Source organism: Lactobacillus sp. ESL0680 (assembly GCF_029392855.1).
In the GTDB taxonomy this organism is placed as follows: Bacteria; Bacillota; Bacilli; order Lactobacillales; family Lactobacillaceae; genus Lactobacillus.
The window spans coordinates 510,942-527,787 of record NZ_CP113945.1 but is presented as its reverse complement, the minus strand read 5'-3'; the positions used below and the strand labels follow the sequence as shown (position 1 = coordinate 527,787).

Below are 16,846 nucleotides of genomic sequence, written 5' to 3'. Positions count from 1 at the left end.
GTCCTCCTTAAGAACTATGTAAGAATTGTAAACACCAATTTATTTTAAATGAGACTTATATCCCCTTTAAAATCTTATTTGAGGCTCCTTCATCAGTAATTAACCAGGTTTGATGAGGAGCATTAGGCATATAAGCTTTAATTGCTTGAGCCTTACGGCTGCCGCAAGCAAAGGCAAATATGTGCGGGATTTTGTTTAGATTTTCGAACTGCAAGCCAACCTGTTGCACGCGGTCGACAATCTTTCCTCGGTCATCGAAGAAACACCCGAAACATTCGGTGACCACTTTCTTTTCGCGCAATTCGGATAAGCGAATTGAATCATACCCTCTGCGCCGAGCCATATCATGAGCTAAACCAATGCCATGGATAACAACATCACTTTTGGCGATATCTTCCAAAACATCCGCAAAAGTCGATTCTCTAATGAGAGACTTATACGTTTGCGTTGAAATTTGTTCAGGTAAATATAAAGTCTTATATTTTCCGCCGGTTTTTGCGGCCATTTCTTGAACAATAGTGTTACTTTGAATTGCAACATTCTCGCCCAGTGCACCGCGTCCCGGTACAAATTCTAACTGCCGGTTATCACTCAAGTTCTTGGACAAATACTTTGCAGATTTAGCAAGGGCAACACCACCTAAAACGGTAATAATTGACTTACCAAGCGGCAAAAACAAATTCAAAGCCGAACTTAGTTCTTCACCCATTCGCTCATAAACTCGTTCTTGCAAGTCGCTATCACCCGGAACAATAATTGTCCGGTCAATCCCTAGCTTCTGAGCCAATTCAACCTCTGTTTGCCGAGCATTGTAGTGCCGGTCAATCAAAGGAGCCACGTCCTGCAAGGTTTTCTTACCCTTTTCTGTCATAAACATGCCAAAACTCTTAATCTCAATCAAGCCGAGATCACGAAGATATTCCGTCTCCGTTCGCACATTTCTTTCAGAAAGTCCCAAAGCCTGCGCTACACTTCTGCGACCAATTGGCGCATTAAGTGAAATCTGCTCAAGAACAAGATACCTCTGTCGAAACACTTTTAAGATATCAGGAACGAGAGCTTCTAGCACGGGGAATTCCGAGTACATAATCTTTTCTCCTCCCTGCTGGGACAATTATGACCCGCAGCGTGTCACTTAATGTCCCAGATTGTCTAAAAATATAAGAGAAATATAGACTTGTTATACTAAAATCTTCTATTCCTCCATCGACACTTACAGTATAACAATGCTTTGCAAATAATTCAAGTGAAATATTAATTATTAAAATGGCATAAAATATAAGCATTTTTAGTGACAAGAGAACTTTTTAGCGAATTTTTGCAAAAAAGTTTTTATTTTTGCCTCCTTTCTGGTATACTTGTTGATGTGCTTAATTGGGTCCTTAGTGTAATGGATCGCACGTAAGATTCCGGTTCTTAAAATCTGAGTTCGACTCTCAGGGGACCCATATTAAAAAAGCAGCTTCTTATGAAGCTGCTTTTTTGTTTTTCCTGCCGTTAACTCACCACGTTGGGCAAATTCAACGTAAAGTTTACTCCCAGAAACTGCCAAACCTTCAATTTCTCTTTTGACGTGCAACTTATTTTTTCCTTTATAAGTGCCGTCTTGACCAACGCGGAACAGATAATCGTTAAAGCCAATATAAAATTGATTGTGACTTGCATCATAGGTAAAACCTTGGACTGGCGAACCATTGCCAATAAAGTTGCTTTGCGTAGCACCAACTTCAATTGGCGTCCACATATCACCATCTCTAGTCACCTTCCAATATTCATAGCGACCATTGCTGCCATTATGGAATAAGCAGTACATCGTGTTGTCACCACTAAATGTTGCATTATGGATGTAGCGCGCTGAATTGCCGTTTGCAATTCTAAACGACCAAATCTGATTAATCTGCATGTCAGACTTGCGAATTTGTAAGATTTCTTCAGAAGCACTGGAATTATGAAGCTTATTGTTATTAGCCATCACATAAAGATATTTACTGGAAGAACCGAGCGACTGGCCATGGCCTAATTTAATGTAAGGACTCACCTTAATATGAGAAGCATATTTTTTAAATGTTGACCAACTTAATCCCGGTAAATTTTGGGCGCGATACTTATTAATATGGGCTAAGTCATAAGATACCAGGTGCCCTTTGTCATCACTACTATTATTGAAAACCGCAACTGTAAAATTATTGCCGTTTACCGTAATTCCTTCTGGGATTACACCAACTTGGCCCATCTTATCAGCGGCTTTATTGTAGTCCAAGCTAACAAATCGCGGTTGATAAAGCTTGGTTTTCAGTGTTAAATCACCAGCTTTAAATGTATTAGACTTAGTTTCAAAACCATAATGATGTTTGGCATTCCAATTGCGTGACGACGATTTGGAACTACCCTTCCAAGTAGAAACCGGCGTCGGACCACTCTTTGGCATTTGGTCAGCTCGGGCAATTCCTTCATTTTGATTGTCACGCACAGTCACTTCAACGCTTGCCTTGGCACTGCCGTATTGAAAATTAACAGTAGTCGTTCCCGGCTTACTTGTGTTAATTTTAGCTGGCGAAGCCTTAATATCGCTCGGATTAATTGCCGTTCCTTGACTATCTGCAGCAACGCTAATGGCATCCCGCGTTGGAAAATCATAACTGCTATTTTCAACTAGACTAACCTTTTTGGCCACTACAATTTTGTTCTTAGCAAAAAAGTTCTGGTTGACCCAACCAACAGTTCGCCCATCAACAATAATTTGCCAAAACTTCCCCTTTTTAGTTGTCACAGACTGCTTCGACTGCAGATTAGCATGCTTAAAATACTTGGATGACGTAAATGCACCAGTTGGTCCCTTAGTTGAAGCATGATGATATATCGTATAATTGCCGTCTCCTGCCACTTTTGTCACAGCCTTACTGTAACTCTTGGCATTAACCACGCGATAATTACCATACACAAATAAGCTAGTTGCAGCGATTGCACCAACTAGTAGACGTTTCCCAATCTGGATCTTCTTCATAATTCTCCTACTCTCTAATTAACAGCATAATTACAGTTTTGCACAATTATAAGCTGCATTCAATGGTAACCAGTGTTATATAATTCATAATTTTCTCAGAAAGAATTCCTATACGGCTAACAACTTGCGAAAAACAAGAGATTTTTAATTCATCCTAGTGTACAATATTAATTATTATTTGAAAGGAGAATATTATTTCATGATTGAAACACACGACAATTCTAAGAAAATGTTGTGGACAACCCTAGCAACAATGGCCTTCTCCATCGTTTGGAGCTTTGGTAACGTTGTTAACGGGTTTGTTTATTTTGATGGAACTCACGTTATCTTTAGCTGGATTATGATCTTCCTGCTATTCTTTATCCCTTACGCCTTAATGGTTGGTGAGCTCGGTTCCGTCTTCAAAGATTCCGAAGGTGGGGTTGCCTCTTGGGTCAACGCAACAATGGGACCAAAATGGGCCTATTACGCTGGTTGGACCTTCTGGGCTGTCCATATCGTTTATATTTCTAGTAAAGGAACAGGTGGTCTAAGAGGTATGGCCTGGGGTATCTTTGGTAATACCAACTGGTACGACAGCGTGCCAACTGCTTGGACACAGCTTGCCACGCTTGTAGTCTTCCTCTTCTTCTGCTGGGTTGCCAGCCGCGGTGTTCAGGTTATCAAGACCTTATCAACAATCGCTGGTACTTCAATGTTTGTGATGTCAATTTTATTCATCATCATGATGTTTGCAGCACCTTTGATTAACCCACATGCCAGCTACTTCAATATTAGCTGGAACTGGAAGAACTTCATGCCGACATTTAATATGAAGTATTTCACTTCATTGTCAATTCTAGTCTTCGCTGTCGGCGGGGCTGAAAAGATTTCACCGTACGTTAACAAGTTAAAGGACCCAACCAAGAACTTCCCGAAAGCAATGATTGGTCTAGCCGTAATGGTTATGGTTTCAGCAATTTTAGGTACCATTGCAATGGCAATGATGTTTGATCCTAAAGTTGTCAGCAGCAACCTGAATGAATATATTTCAAACGGCCCTTACATGGCCTTCAATAAATTAGGTCAATACTACCACGTTGGTGGTTTGTTCATGTATATTTATTCTTGGTGCAACGTTATCGGTCAGTTCTCAACTTTAGTTATCAGTATTGATGCGCCACTAAGAATGCTCTTGGGCAGCAAGGAAGCCAAAGACTTCATCCCTAAGAAATTGCTCAAATTAAATAAGCACGGTGCGTACATCAACGGTATTTGGCTGATTGTTGCCTTATCCGGTGGTTTAATTCTTCTTCAAGCAGTTATGCCAAACGCTCAAGCTGTTATGGCTCAACTGGTTAAATTAAACTCAATTGTTATGCCAATCCGTTACTTCTGGGTTTTCGCTGCTTACATTGCATTGCGTAAGCAATATAAGAAATTCGTTACCGACAACACTTATCAAATGACAACTCATCAAGGTCTAGCCTTTACAGCTGGTATCTGGTGCTTTGTCGTCACTGCTGCTTGCTGTGTCATGGGAATGTACTCACCTGATCCATTTACATTAGCACTTAATGTTGCAACGCCAATTGTTTTATTCCTTCTCGGTTTAATCTTACCGGCTATTAAGCATCATCAAGAAGCTAAAATGAATTAATCAAATTATTTAATCGCCCCTTAAAAGGGCGATTTTTTGTACTCAAGCTACTTATAAGCTGAAATGATACTATAAAATAAAAAAGCGACAGCATCACGTTTCTTTAGTCCATGATTACTGCCGTTTTTTATTTTGATTTGAACCATAAGTATAAAGATTCTAAGTGTTAATCATTTAGAAATAATCACATATACTTTGCTATAATTTTTTAAATAATAAATTACATTAATATACTATTTGAAAGCAAATTTTCTAGTCACATTGATTATAAAAAACAATAATATCATTTTTTGCTAAAGTATAGTTTGAGATCATCCCAATAAAAAATAATAATATCTACCGTTCCTAGAATCAATGGTATTATTAATAACATTTCATATTTGCTTAATTCAGCTGCGCAAAAGCTTATTATTATAAGTATTGCAACTAAGCTAAACACCCATTTTCTCCAAGTACTTTTAATTTCATACTTCAATACATAAAAAATAGTTCTGCTAAAATATGTTAGCGAAGCAACTAGCCACAAAAGTGAAATCGGTAACACAATTAATATAAAAGCTTGGTTAATAATATTCTTACTATTATCAATGAAAACATAAAGAGCTATCATCATAATGAAAATAGGTAAAATTATATTAAATCCAATACTAAATCCTGACGCCTTATCCATATCCCATTTTACAGGCTGATTTATATTATATTTATAATTTAAGTTTGCATAAAATTATTATCTCCTATATAAAATATTCTATAATACTAACCCAATATAATTCGAATTCACTATATTTCAAGATAATTAGACAAAAAGCTAATTTCTAAACTGATAAAGTGGTATTTATGGTGTAACAACTGTAACGCTTAGAATTTTGCAGAAAGGATTAGTCAGGTATCCACCTTGGATATTGTTATTGCTTTCGGTTTATCATTTGCCGCAACTATTTGGGTACTAGCAGAAATTATCAGTAGTTTAATTAAATTAACTGATAATGCCACCAAATTAATTAGCGCACTTAATGAACTAAGAGCTGCTTTAAAGAATTTTAAAGTAAAAAATAACCGCTCTAGTCTTGACACACTAACGGTTATTATTAACTAATAGTTAAGTCACCGCTTTTATGCGGAAACTCATGTAAGAAGTCCTGATACCAACAGGACTTTTTATTTATACAAGTATTATAACATGTAAAAACAAAAAAATAAGAGCTGTTAGCTCTTATTTTTTCTTTTAATTAATCTTCAGACTGACCAACAATTCCGCGCGTTGGGCCAAGTTAACGTATAATTGATTATCGCTGACTGACATCCCTTCAATCTCGCGACCAGTATCAAACTTATAAGCCTCTTCAATTGCACCGTTGCGGCTCATCTTAAAAATCAAATCGTTAAAGCCCAAGTAAAACTTCTGATTAGTAGGATCATAGGCAAAGCCCTGAACAGGGGCACCATTATTAACAAAGTTGCCATTGGTCTTACCTACAAGCGTTGGGTACCAATTGTCGCCCTTACGCTGTAATTCCCAGTATTCATAACAATTATTCTTGGTATCGTGATAAACCGTGTACATATCATAATCTGACATTACAACACCATTTTGGAAATAACGTGTTTGGGTATCATCACCAATCCAAGTCTTAAAAGTCCAAATCTTGTTAATTTGCATATCGCTCTTACGGATTTGCATCAATTCAACTGAATCGGTACTCTTCTTTTGCGTATGATCGTTATTAATCACGTAAATATACTTCTTGCTTGCACCCATTGCTTGGCCATGACCAATTGGGATGTATTGACTAACCTTAATATGCTTTACGTAATTATTAAAATCTATTTGCGACATATCAAGCAAGTGCTGTGCGTTATACGGATCCTTTAACTTGTTTAAATCATAACCAACAATATGACCAGACATTAAGTTAGTATGGCTCAACAAACTTGTGTAAGCCCAGCCATTAGAAACCGTCATCCCTTCTGGAATATGGCCGACACGGTTAATATTATCATCTGACGGATCTTTAACACTCAAGAGTACAGGTTGATAAAACTTGGTCTTCAATGTCAAATCACCACTAGTTAACGTATGGGATTCAGTTTCAGGCGTGTATTCAGTTGGACTAATATAGTTAACTGATGAACCGTAATGCTTTTTCCAAGTCTGATAATCATTAGTACCAGGCTCGCCAGTTACAGCAGAAAAGTCATTTGGATCAACGACCCCTTCACTGGTACTCTTTCTCACCGTTATCTTAACTGTCGCCTTGGCCGAACCATAACTGTACTTTACGTTATAAGTCTTGGCCTTGCTGCAAGAAATGTCTGGCTTAGAAATTTTGACACTGTCATTGTCAATTACTGTTCCCATATCGTTAGTTACATAGGAAATTGCATCAGATGAGAAGAAATCATAATTATCATTACGTACTAAAGAAATTGTCTTGGGTACTGAAATTTGATTCTTAGCAAAATAATTTTCGTTAACATAGCCAACTTCACGGCCGTCAACATAAATTCTCCAGTAACGAGCCTTTTTAGTTTCAATTAATTGATCTGACTGAATGTGGTTGTATTGATAGATTTTACCATCAGCAACCTTAGTATGAACCTTGCCATTAGTTACTGTCTTCCAAACCTTGTAATTCTTATTGCCGGCAACCTTGGTCATCATTGAATAACCGGTAACCTTTTGCTTTGGCTTAGCCTTCGGCTTCTTGTCCTTATCAGCATTGGCCGTATCCTGTGTATTATCAGGCTTAGCAGGATTATCTGTCTGATTATCATCAGTTGTAGCGGTATTTGTATTTTGCGTATCGTCAGGCTTAGTCGCTGAATTGGTAGTATCTGAAGCAGGTGCATCAGAATCGGTAGTAGCGGCCGCAACTACTGCCGCGGACGAGCTGGTTACGACTGAAACGCCCAGCATTAATGTCGTCATAATTGTTGCTATTTTAGTAAAATGCTTCAAAAATCTTTCCTCCAAAATTTAATATACTCCTTATATTGTAATATAAGTTGGGCATTACAAAAAATACAAAATTGATACACTTTCATTGACAGCATCCCATGTAAGTGATTTAATTAGCACTGTACTTATTAGAGTGCTAATAATTAGAACTTAAATTTAGGAGGCAGAAACATGCTTGTACCTACAGTTATTGAACAAACTGCTCGTGGTGAACGTGCATACGACATTTATTCTCGTTTATTAAAAGACCGAATTATCATGTTAAGCGGCGAAATTAACGACGATATGGCAAATACTATTATTGCGCAATTACTTTTCCTTGATGCTCAAGACAACACCAAAGATATTTCGCTTTACATCAACTCACCTGGTGGTGTAATCACTTCTGGCTTGGCAATTATGGACACAATGAACTTTATCAAGTCCGATGTTTCCACAATCGCTATCGGAATGGCTGCATCAATGGCTTCTATTTTGCTTACTAGTGGTGCCAAGGGTAAACGTTTTGCATTGCCAAACTCAACAGTCTTGATCCACCAACCTTTAGGTGGTGCTCAAGGTCAGCAAACCGATATTCAAATCGCTGCTACTGAAATTTTGAAGAGCCGCGAAAAGATTAACAACATTATTCACGAGACTACTGGTCAACCATTAGACAAGATCCTTAAGGATACCGAACGCGATAACTACATGACCGCGCAAGAAGCTAAGGATTACGGCTTGATTGACGAAATCATGGTCAACAAGAAGAAGTAGTTAGTTACTACTAAAAAAGAGTTCATTTCAAAATGAACTCTTTTTTATTGTCTTAATTTTTCTGCTAATTCATGTAATTTTTTAAGTCGATGATTAACACCGGATTTAGAAATCGGACCGTCGGGTACTTGCTCCGCTAACTCTTTTAGCGATAACTCCGGATTAGTCAACCGCAGTTGCGCTAAGTCCCGCAACTTTTCCGGTAAAGAATCCAAGCCCTTTTTTTGCTTAATTAATTCGATATCGTCAACCTGCTTAGCAGCTGCCGTCGCTGTTTTTTTCAAATTGGCTGTATCACAATTGACTAACCGGTTAACCGAATTGCGCATGTCCCGCATAATCCGTAAGTCTTCAAAGGCGAGCATCGCGTTCAAGGCGCCAACAATATGAAGAAAATCGCCGATTTTTTCTGCTTCTTTTAGATAAACAATAAATCCGCGCCGCCGTTTAGTTGTTTTGGCATTTAGGAAAAAATAATGGTTCATTAGTTCCAATAAATCATCATTATGATCCTCATAGGCTGAATAAATCTCCAAATGATAACGGCTGGTCTCGGGATTATTGACACTGCCGCTAGCCAAAAAGGCACCACGTAAATAAGACATTGCCCCTTCTTTAGAGGTAATAATTCGCTTGGGAATGCGCGTGATTAAGCCGGATTCTGATGATAAAATCTCTAAGTTAGTCAAAATTTCACGCACATGGTTTTGCAGGCGAACAAGGTATTGGTTGTTCTTCTTCAATTTCATCTTACGCGACACAATAAGCAGCGGCTCAACTCGATAAGCAGTCTTAATCAAGGAAAAAATCCGTCGCGCAATCGCCGGATTTTCCGTTGTAATATCCAAACTAAATTGGTGATCGTGAAAGTTCAGCACACCATTCATCCGCAAGAATGCCGCCAGTTCCGCCTTAGCATGTTCCGGATGAATTGGTAATGCCGTCAGTTCTTTTTTAACATTACTAGCATAACTCGCCATTACTTATTAGTCCTCTTTCTGCGGGACATCGCTTCATACGCTAAACTGATAATCTCGCGCGCCACCTTTTTACCATCATGAAAGACTAAGCCGCTGCGCTGATCGATAAAATCGTCGGTAATTACGCGACTGCCTTGAGCCCGTAGTCCAGCAAAGTCATTTCTAACAGGCTCCAAATAAGCATCATAATCCGCTGGATTAAACTTGCTCATATCAATCTTGGCACCATTAACTAGCGTCGTATCAATATAGTGGCCGCCCAAATGATTATTAATCACTTCAACGTGCTCACTATCAGAGAAGTGGTCAGTCTCTCCCAATTGGGTCATGATATTACAAATATAAATTACTTCCGCGCTAGTTTCGCGCACTGCTTGACCAAGATTTGGAATCATTAAATTAGGCAAAATCGAAGTAAACAAGCTGCCAGGGCCCAGCACTACCGCATCAGCCTGCATCACAGCAGCCAAAACCGGCAGCACGGCTTCTGGTTCATCATCTGAATTGGTATCTGTCACCCAAATGCGCTTAATCTGCTTGTCCTTATCGGTAATTTCCTTTTCGCCAGCTTGCGTTGTCCCATCAATAAACTCCGCATTTAAAGTTAGCGGTTCGTTAGATGCAGGAAAAACATGCCCGTCAACGTGCATCATTTTGGATAAAGACTGCACGGCATCAAAGATATTGCCGTGCATTTCGTTTAAAGCCGCAATAATCAAATTGCCAATTGCGTGTCCGGAAAAGAATGAGTCTGACGAATCAAACCGATATTGAAAAATATTCTTCTCCTCTTGCGGAATGTCACTTAAGGCCACCAATACATTGCGAATATCACCAGGCGGCACAACATTAATAAAGTTACGAATTGAGCCGGATGACCCACCATCATCTGAAACGGTCACAATTGCAGTAATTTCCGCATTTTGGTCTTTTAATGCGTTTAAAATAACGGGTAAGCCAGTCCCACCGCCGATAACGACGACCTTGGGACGTCTATTTTTAATTACCCGAATAATCTTTCCTTCTCCATACGCCATTCAATTCACCTATTTTCTAGTGTAGCGGCTGATTTCACGATGTGTAATATCTACTCGATAATCATTTTTAGCTAAATCACGAGCTAACTGCTGGGCAATTGCCACACTACGATGTTGTCCACCCGTGCAGCCAATCGCAATTGTCAGTTTTTCTTTACCCTCTTTGATATAACCAGGCAAGGCAATCTTTAATAGATCAAGTAATTTGGCATAAAAAGTCTGCGTTTCTTTCTTATCCATCACGTAATCAAACACCCGCTTGTCCAAACCCGTAAACGGCCGCAATTCCGGCAGATAAAATGGATTCGGTAAAAACCGCACATCCATCACAATATCGGCATCAATCGGCATCCCATACTTAAAGCCGAATGACATCACTTCAATCGAAAACGGCTGCTTTTGCCGGTCGCTAAATTCTTCAAGCAGCTTTTGTTTCAACTGTTTGGTCGTTAATTCAGAAGTATCAATAATATAGTTTGCCCGATTGCGGATGCCTGTCAAGATCTGGCGCTCTTCCTCAATTCCGTCAAGCAACCGGCCGCTGCTGGCAAGTGGCGGCAATCTACGTGTTTCTTTATACCGAGCCACCAAGGTATCGTTTGATGCATCCAAAAAGACAATCGTTGTCTGCACCGTACCGTTATCTTCCAGCGAATTAACCTCATCAAGTAGGTCCCGGTAAAAATTTTTCACCCGCAAATCAATCACAACCGCGACTTTTGTAAAATCATCGGAACTCACAATCAAATCCCAAAAACTCCCCAGAAGTGTTGGCGGCAAATTATCGACCACAAAATAGCCCATATCCTCTAGGGCATGTGCCGTCACTGTTTTACCAGCGCCACTCATCCCCGTGACAATTAACAATTGCTTTTTCTTGTCAGCCATTTTTGCCAGCCTCCTATCATCTAAATTATAACATACCGGGTGTTTCATAACCCTTTTTAGTAATAAAAAAAGCCCTTAACGGACCTTCTTTAATCATTATTAATTATCTGCGTGCAAATGCCGCCACAATTTCGTTAATTCCAAAAATAAGCAGCCACAATGAAATCAGCCAAATTAAAGTCAGCGCTGATAAAGCTGGGTTAAACATTAGACTCACCGCAATCAGTAAGCCAAAAATATTTAAAATTATAGTAAACCAGAAATAGAAGCTCGATAGACGGCGCATATGCCACGAAACAATAATTCCCGAAATGGAATCAAATAAAAACCAAATCGCAAATAGATAAGCAAGCGTCAGTCCACCAGCATCGTATGAATACAGGAATAAAATACCGACTAAGATATCTAGCACCCCAGAAACAATCGACATCCAACTAATGGAAATATAATAATGAAAATGACTATAAAAAGCCAGCCACACAAATCCTTGGACAATCGACAAAATGGCAAACAATAAAACAAAGGCATGCAAAGCCCTACCCGGATGACGCAGCAGGAATAACCCCGCTATAATCATTAAAACGCCTGCAAGAAATGCAGCCCAATCAAAGCCGCGATGTTCTCTGTAACTAGAAAAATTATCCATTTTCAGTCCTCCTTGTGCTTTATTGTACACTTCTGAACAAATAATTAAATGTTATTTAGCTTTCTTTTTAACCGCTAATTTTGTCAATTCTGTATCGCGAACCAAGACTGGCTTGAGATATTGCCCAGTATAGCTAGCTGCAACTTCAGCAACCTGTTCAGGAGTACCCGTGGCAACAATATTGCCGCCGCCTTCGCCGCCTTCAGGGCCAAGATCAATCAGCCAGTCGGCATTTTTAATTACATCAAGGTTGTGCTCAATAATCAGAACAGTGTTGCCTTCATCAACTAACCGCTGTAACACTTCAAGCAGCCGCTTAATGTCATCCGTATGCAGGCCCGTTGTCGGCTCATCAAGAATATAGAAGTTCTTGCCTGTCGACAATTTCTGTAATTCAGCTGCCAGCTTCATTCTTTGGGCTTCACCACCTGACAAGGTTGTTGCTGATTGCCCTAATTTAACATAGCCTAAGCCCACATCAACAATTGTCTGTAATTTGCGGGCAATCTTAGGGATATTCTTGAAAAAGTCACAGGCTTCGCTAATCGTCATATCTAATACTTGGGCGATATTCTTCTTGCGGTAAGTAACTTCCAAAGTTTCCGAATTATAACGACTGCCATGACAAACTTCACACGGAACATAAACATCCGGCAAAAAGTTCATTTCAATCTTAATAATTCCGTCACCATGACAGGCTTCACAGCGGCCGCCTTTAACATTAAACGAGAAGCGCGCTTTAGTATAGCCGCGCAATTTTGCTTCATTTGTTTGGGCAAAAAGCGTCCGAATATCATCAAAGACACTGGTATAAGTTGCCGGATTACTGCGCGGTGTGCGTCCAATTGGGCTTTGGTCAATATCAATCACTTTTTCAATATTTTGATAACCGCTAATACTCTTATACTTGCCCGGTTTCGTTTGATTGCGATTTAGTTTTTGTGCCAGTACCCGTTTCAAAATCATATTGATTAGAGTAGATTTACCAGAGCCTGATACGCCGCTAACCACGATAAACTTGCCCAAAGGAAAATCAACCTTAATATTTTTAAGGTTATTTTCACTAGCTCCCGTAATCGTAATTTTTTTACCATTGCCCTTGCGCCGCTCTAGCGGAACCGGAACAAACTTTTTACCAGTTAAATATTGACCCGTCAGCGATTTGGGATTAGCCTCAACCTCTTTTGGCGTACCAGCAGCCATTACCTCGCCGCCATAAGTACCAGCTCCAGGCCCCATGTCAATCAGATAATCTGCCTGCCGCATCGTTTCATCATCGTGCTCAACCACAATTAATGAATTGCCTAAATCGCGCATCCGTTTTAAGGCGGCAATTAAGCGGTCATTGTCACGCTGGTGCAAGCCAATCGACGGTTCATCTAAGACATACATAACACCCGACAAGTTTGAGCCAATTTGGGTAGCCAGCCTAATTCGCTGCGCTTCCCCACCGGATAAAGTATTAGCCGATCGCGATAAAGTTAAATAATCTAAACCAACACTATTCAAGAAATTCAAGCGATCACGGACTTCTTTTAAGATAGGTTTGGCAATTATTGTTTCTTGTTCATCCAGCTTAACCCCATTAAAGAAGTCTAAGGCCTTATTGATTGCCAGTTCCGAGGCCTCAGCAATGTCCTTGCCCATTACCTTAACAGCCAGTGCCTTTTCGTTAAGCCGTTTACCATGACAAGTTGAGCAGGTCAGTTCGGTCATGTACTTACCCATCACATCGCGCATAAATTTTGACATTGGGTGCTGATAGCGCCGTTCAACGTTTTCCATTGCACCTTCAAATGGAGCAGTAGTATCATTAACGCCAAAATCACCGGTAACGTGAAATTTAATTTCTTTCGTTGAACCATGTAAAATCGTTTCTTGCTGCTTTTTAGTTAATTTAGCAAATGGCTTGTCTAACGGAATTTTTAATACTGCACAGGCTTGCGCCAGCATCTCACCGTAATATTTAGAATTTTTCCACGGTGCAACTGCACCTTCGGCCAAGGTTTTGCTCTTATCGGGAATAACCAAATCCTCATCAACTGACAGCTTCATTCCTAAACCATCACAATCAGGACAGGCACCAAACGGCGCGTTAAAAGAAAAGAGTCGCGGTTCCATTTCGCCAACCGTAAAACCACACTTAGGACAAGCGTAATATTCTGAAAAGTTTAACATCTTGTCCCCAATAACATCAACGTTCATATAGCCGTCTGATAATCTGAGAGCTGCCTCAACAGAATCAAACAGTCGTGAGCGAATGCCCTCTTTGACAATTAACCGGTCGACCACAATATCAATCGTGTGGCGCTTATTCTTAGCTAACTTGAAGTTCTCACTAATTTCGTGCATCTCACCGTCAACAATCACCCGCACATAGCCAGCTCGTTGGACACGCTTGAACACTTCTTTGTGTTCACCACGCTTTGCCCTGATAACCGGCGCCAATAATTGAATTTTGGTCCGCTCAGGTAATGCCAAAATACGGTCAACCATCTGCTGTGCTGATTGGCGCTCAATCAACGTTCCATCATTAGGACAGATTGGGTGACCAACACGCGCCCACAACAAACGCAAATAATCATTAATTTCCGTAACTGTTCCGACAGTTGAGCGCGGATTATGCGACGTCGTCTTTTGGTCAATCGAAATTGCTGGATTTAGACCATCAATCGAATCAACATCAGGTTTATCCATTTGTCCCAAAAATTGCCGGGCATAACTAGACAATGACTGCACATAACGTCTGCGTCCCTCGGCATAGAGGGTATCAAAGGCTAGTGAACTCTTGCCAGAACCTGATAGGCCAGTAATGACCACCATTTTATCTTTTGGAATTGTTAAATTAATATCCTTGAGGTTGTGCTCACGCGCCCCCCGAATAACGATTTTATCATTTGCCATTTAATGTTTTTCCCTTTTTCTTAATCGGTTTTCTCGTTGAATTTTCTAATTCCATAATTGCATCCCGTAAGGTAGCTGCCCCCTCGAAGTCCAGCTTCTTAGCAGCATCCTGCATCTGCTCACGCAAATCAGAAATCATGGTCTTCTTCTGCTTAGCAGTCAGCTCATCAAAGTTAAGGTCGGCAAAACTATCACTGTCAGGTTCATCGTCTGCTGTTTTTGTTGCCGAAATTGTATCCCGAATCGGTTTGACAATTGTTGTTGGCGTTATCCCGTGTTCCTCATTAAAGGCAATCTGCAATTTACGTCTACGCTGCGTTGCTTCGATTGCTTCCCGCATTGAATCGGTAATCGAATCCGCATACATAATAACCTCACCATTTTGATTACGTGAAGCCCGACCCATCGTCTGCACTAGCGGTCGGTATGCTCGCAAAAAGCCTTCCTTGTCCGCATCCAGAATTGCCACCAAAGAAACTTCAGGCACATCAATTCCTTCACGCAAGAGGTTAATACCAATCAATACATCATACTTGCCTAAGCGTAAATCCCGTAAAATTTGCATTCGTTCCAGCGTTTTAACATCTGAATGCAAGTATTGGACTTTAATTCCCAGATCCTTGAGGTAATCCGTTAAGTCTTCCGCCATCTTTTTGGTTAGCGTGGTCACAAAAACTCGTTCATTCTGGTCAATGCGCTTGTTAATTTCTGCGACCAAATCATCAATCTGACCTTCAATTGGTCGAACGTCAATCTTGGGGTCCAGCAGACCGGTCGGCCTGATAATTTGCTCAACCTTATGATCTGTTCGTTCCAACTCATAATCACCAGGAGTAGCTGACACATATAAAATTTGGTTAACGTGTTTTTCAAATTCCTGCAATTTTAACGGTCGGTTATCTAAGGCTGATGGCAGACGAAAACCATAGTCAATCAGCGTCTTCTTCCGATTACGGTCACCATTGTACATTGCTCGGATTTCCGGCATTGTGGCATGTGACTCATCAATCAGAATTAAAAAATCATCGGGGAAGAAATCAAGCAGCGTATAAGGTGGTTCACCTTCCTTGCGCCCTTCCATGTGACGCGAATAGTTTTCAATTCCGTTAGTGTAGCCAACCTCACCCATCATTTCCATGTCATAGGTCGTCCGCTGCTTAATCCGTTCAGCCTCCAGTAATTTGCCTTCACCTTCAAATTCCTTGACCTGTAATTTCATTTCTTGAGAAATTAATTTCAGTGCTCGCCGCATCTGCTCATCATTGGTCATAAAGTGGGTGGCAGGAAACAGTGAAATACTCTCACGCTCACCAATTACCTCGCCAGTCAGCGAATCAACTTCCACAATCCGATCAATTTCATCACCAAAAAATTCAATTCGATAAGCGTGGTTGGAGTTCCCCGCTGGAAAAACTTCTACACTATCGCCGCGCACACGAAAACGCCCACGCTGAAAGTCAATATCATTGCGGTCATACTGAATATTAACTAGGTCACGCAGTAAAGTATTGCGGTCGTATTCTTCACCTTCATGCACGGTAATCACACTGGCCGCGTACTCATGCGGGTCACCTAACCCATAGATACAGGAAACCGAGGCCACGACAATCACATCATTGCGTTCCATCAAGTCGCTGGTTGCTTGGTGACGCAACTGATCAATCTCATCATTAATCGCTGAATCCTTTTCAATATAAGTATCAGACTGCGGCACGTAGGCTTCAGGCTGGTAGTAATCATAGTAGGACACGAAGTAGTCAACGGCATTATGCGGGAAAAATTCTTTAAATTCGCCATAAAGCTGACCCACCAATGTTTTATTGTGAGAAATAACTAAGGTGGGTTTATTTAAATTAGCAATAATGTTGGCCATGGTAAAGGTCTTCCCCGTACCAGTTGCCCCTTCAAGAATTTGTTCCTTATTGCCAGCTTTAAAGCCTTTAGTTAGCTCCTGGATCGCCTGTTCTTGGTCACCAGCAGGCTGAAATTTAGATACAAGTTCAAATTTACGCTTTTCTTGTCGCTTAATCATA

12 protein-coding genes are annotated in these 16,846 nt (G+C 40.3%); 3 read left to right on the top strand and 9 right to left on the bottom strand.

Features of this window, described 5'->3' with window-relative positions:
* Nucleotides 1-55 precede the first annotated feature (55 nt).
* Nucleotides 56-1,087, bottom strand: coding sequence for a sugar-binding domain-containing protein (locus tag OZX58_RS02635; RefSeq protein ID WP_277141356.1), 1,032 nt, complete (start codon nucleotides 1,085-1,087; stop codon nucleotides 56-58).
* Nucleotides 1,088-1,450: 363 nt separating this feature from the next.
* On the bottom strand, nucleotides 1,451-3,004 hold the full coding sequence (locus OZX58_RS02630) for an SH3-like domain-containing protein (RefSeq protein WP_277141355.1): 1,554 nt from the start codon (nucleotides 3,002-3,004) through the stop codon (nucleotides 1,451-1,453).
* 199 nt (nucleotides 3,005-3,203) lie between these two features.
* Between OZX58_RS02630 and OZX58_RS02625 the strand changes: the two genes are divergently transcribed.
* Nucleotides 3,204-4,643, top strand: a complete 1,440-nt coding sequence (locus OZX58_RS02625) for an amino acid permease (RefSeq protein ID WP_277141354.1) — start codon at nucleotides 3,204-3,206, stop codon at nucleotides 4,641-4,643.
* Between the two features lie 895 nt (nucleotides 4,644-5,538).
* The gene (locus tag OZX58_RS02620; protein ID WP_277141353.1) at nucleotides 5,539-5,739 is read left to right on the top strand and encodes a hypothetical protein; all 201 of its coding nucleotides are present in this window, start codon (nucleotides 5,539-5,541) and stop codon (nucleotides 5,737-5,739) included.
* A 129-nt stretch (nucleotides 5,740-5,868) separates the two neighbouring features.
* Here the strand turns inward: OZX58_RS02620 and OZX58_RS02615 are convergent, their stop codons facing one another.
* The gene (locus OZX58_RS02615) at nucleotides 5,869-7,602 is read right to left on the bottom strand and encodes an SH3-like domain-containing protein (RefSeq protein ID WP_277141352.1); all 1,734 of its coding nucleotides are present in this window, start codon (nucleotides 7,600-7,602) and stop codon (nucleotides 5,869-5,871) included.
* Nucleotides 7,603-7,773: 171 nt separating this feature from the next.
* On the opposite strand from OZX58_RS02615, the gene clpP reads away from it, so the two are divergent.
* Entirely contained in the window at nucleotides 7,774-8,358 is a 585-nt protein-coding gene (clpP, locus tag OZX58_RS02610; RefSeq protein ID WP_277131243.1) for an ATP-dependent Clp endopeptidase proteolytic subunit ClpP, read from the top strand.
* Nucleotides 8,359-8,402: 44 nt separating this feature from the next.
* Here clpP and whiA read toward each other — a convergent pair whose 3' ends face one another.
* The 6 genes from whiA to uvrB all read right to left on the bottom strand — a co-directional run bounded on the left by whiA (nucleotide 8,403) and on the right by uvrB (nucleotide 16,845).
* On the bottom strand, nucleotides 8,403-9,338 hold the full coding sequence (whiA, locus tag OZX58_RS02605) for a DNA-binding protein WhiA (RefSeq protein WP_277141351.1): 936 nt from the start codon (nucleotides 9,336-9,338) through the stop codon (nucleotides 8,403-8,405).
* A complete protein-coding gene (gene yvcK / locus OZX58_RS02600; RefSeq protein ID WP_277141350.1) occupies nucleotides 9,338-10,375 on the bottom strand; it encodes a uridine diphosphate-N-acetylglucosamine-binding protein YvcK in 1,038 nt (345 codons plus the stop codon). Before yvcK ends, whiA begins: the two co-directional genes overlap by 1 nt.
* Nucleotides 10,376-10,384: 9 nt before the next feature.
* The gene (gene rapZ, locus OZX58_RS02595; RefSeq protein ID WP_277141349.1) at nucleotides 10,385-11,263 is read right to left on the bottom strand and encodes an RNase adapter RapZ; all 879 of its coding nucleotides are present in this window, start codon (nucleotides 11,261-11,263) and stop codon (nucleotides 10,385-10,387) included.
* 103 nt (nucleotides 11,264-11,366) lie between these two features.
* A complete protein-coding gene (locus OZX58_RS02590; RefSeq protein ID WP_277131238.1) occupies nucleotides 11,367-11,909 on the bottom strand; it encodes a DUF308 domain-containing protein in 543 nt (180 codons plus the stop codon).
* A gap of 51 nt (nucleotides 11,910-11,960) precedes the next feature.
* Nucleotides 11,961-14,813, bottom strand: a complete 2,853-nt coding sequence (uvrA, locus tag OZX58_RS02585; protein WP_277141348.1) for an excinuclease ABC subunit UvrA — start codon at nucleotides 14,811-14,813, stop codon at nucleotides 11,961-11,963.
* Nucleotides 14,803-16,845: an excinuclease ABC subunit UvrB gene (gene uvrB / locus OZX58_RS02580; RefSeq protein ID WP_277141347.1), complete on the bottom strand. Its 2,043-nt coding sequence runs from the start codon at nucleotides 16,843-16,845 to the stop codon at nucleotides 14,803-14,805. The genes uvrA and uvrB overlap by 11 nt, the downstream gene beginning before the upstream one ends.
* Between the last annotated feature and the right edge of the window lies 1 nt (nucleotide 16,846).

Coding starts and splice junctions, on each gene's coding strand:
- OZX58_RS02635 (WP_277141356.1), bottom strand. CDS start 1,087: ATGTACTCGGAATTCCCCGTGCTAGAAGCTCTCGTTCCTGATATCTTA.
- OZX58_RS02630 (WP_277141355.1), bottom strand. CDS start 3,004: ATGAAGAAGATCCAGATTGGGAAACGTCTACTAGTTGGTGCAATCGCT.
- OZX58_RS02625 (WP_277141354.1), top strand. CDS start 3,204: ATGATTGAAACACACGACAATTCTAAGAAAATGTTGTGGACAACCCTA.
- clpP (WP_277131243.1), top strand. CDS start 7,774: ATGCTTGTACCTACAGTTATTGAACAAACTGCTCGTGGTGAACGTGCA.
- whiA (WP_277141351.1), bottom strand. CDS start 9,338: ATGGCGAGTTATGCTAGTAATGTTAAAAAAGAACTGACGGCATTACCA.
- yvcK (WP_277141350.1), bottom strand. CDS start 10,375: ATGGCGTATGGAGAAGGAAAGATTATTCGGGTAATTAAAAATAGACGT.
- rapZ (WP_277141349.1), bottom strand. CDS start 11,263: ATGGCTGACAAGAAAAAGCAATTGTTAATTGTCACGGGGATGAGTGGC.
- OZX58_RS02590 (WP_277131238.1), bottom strand. CDS start 11,909: ATGGATAATTTTTCTAGTTACAGAGAACATCGCGGCTTTGATTGGGCT.
- uvrA (WP_277141348.1), bottom strand. CDS start 14,813: ATGGCAAATGATAAAATCGTTATTCGGGGGGCGCGTGAGCACAACCTC.
- uvrB (WP_277141347.1), bottom strand. CDS start 16,845: ATGATTAAGCGACAAGAAAAGCGTAAATTTGAACTTGTATCTAAATTT.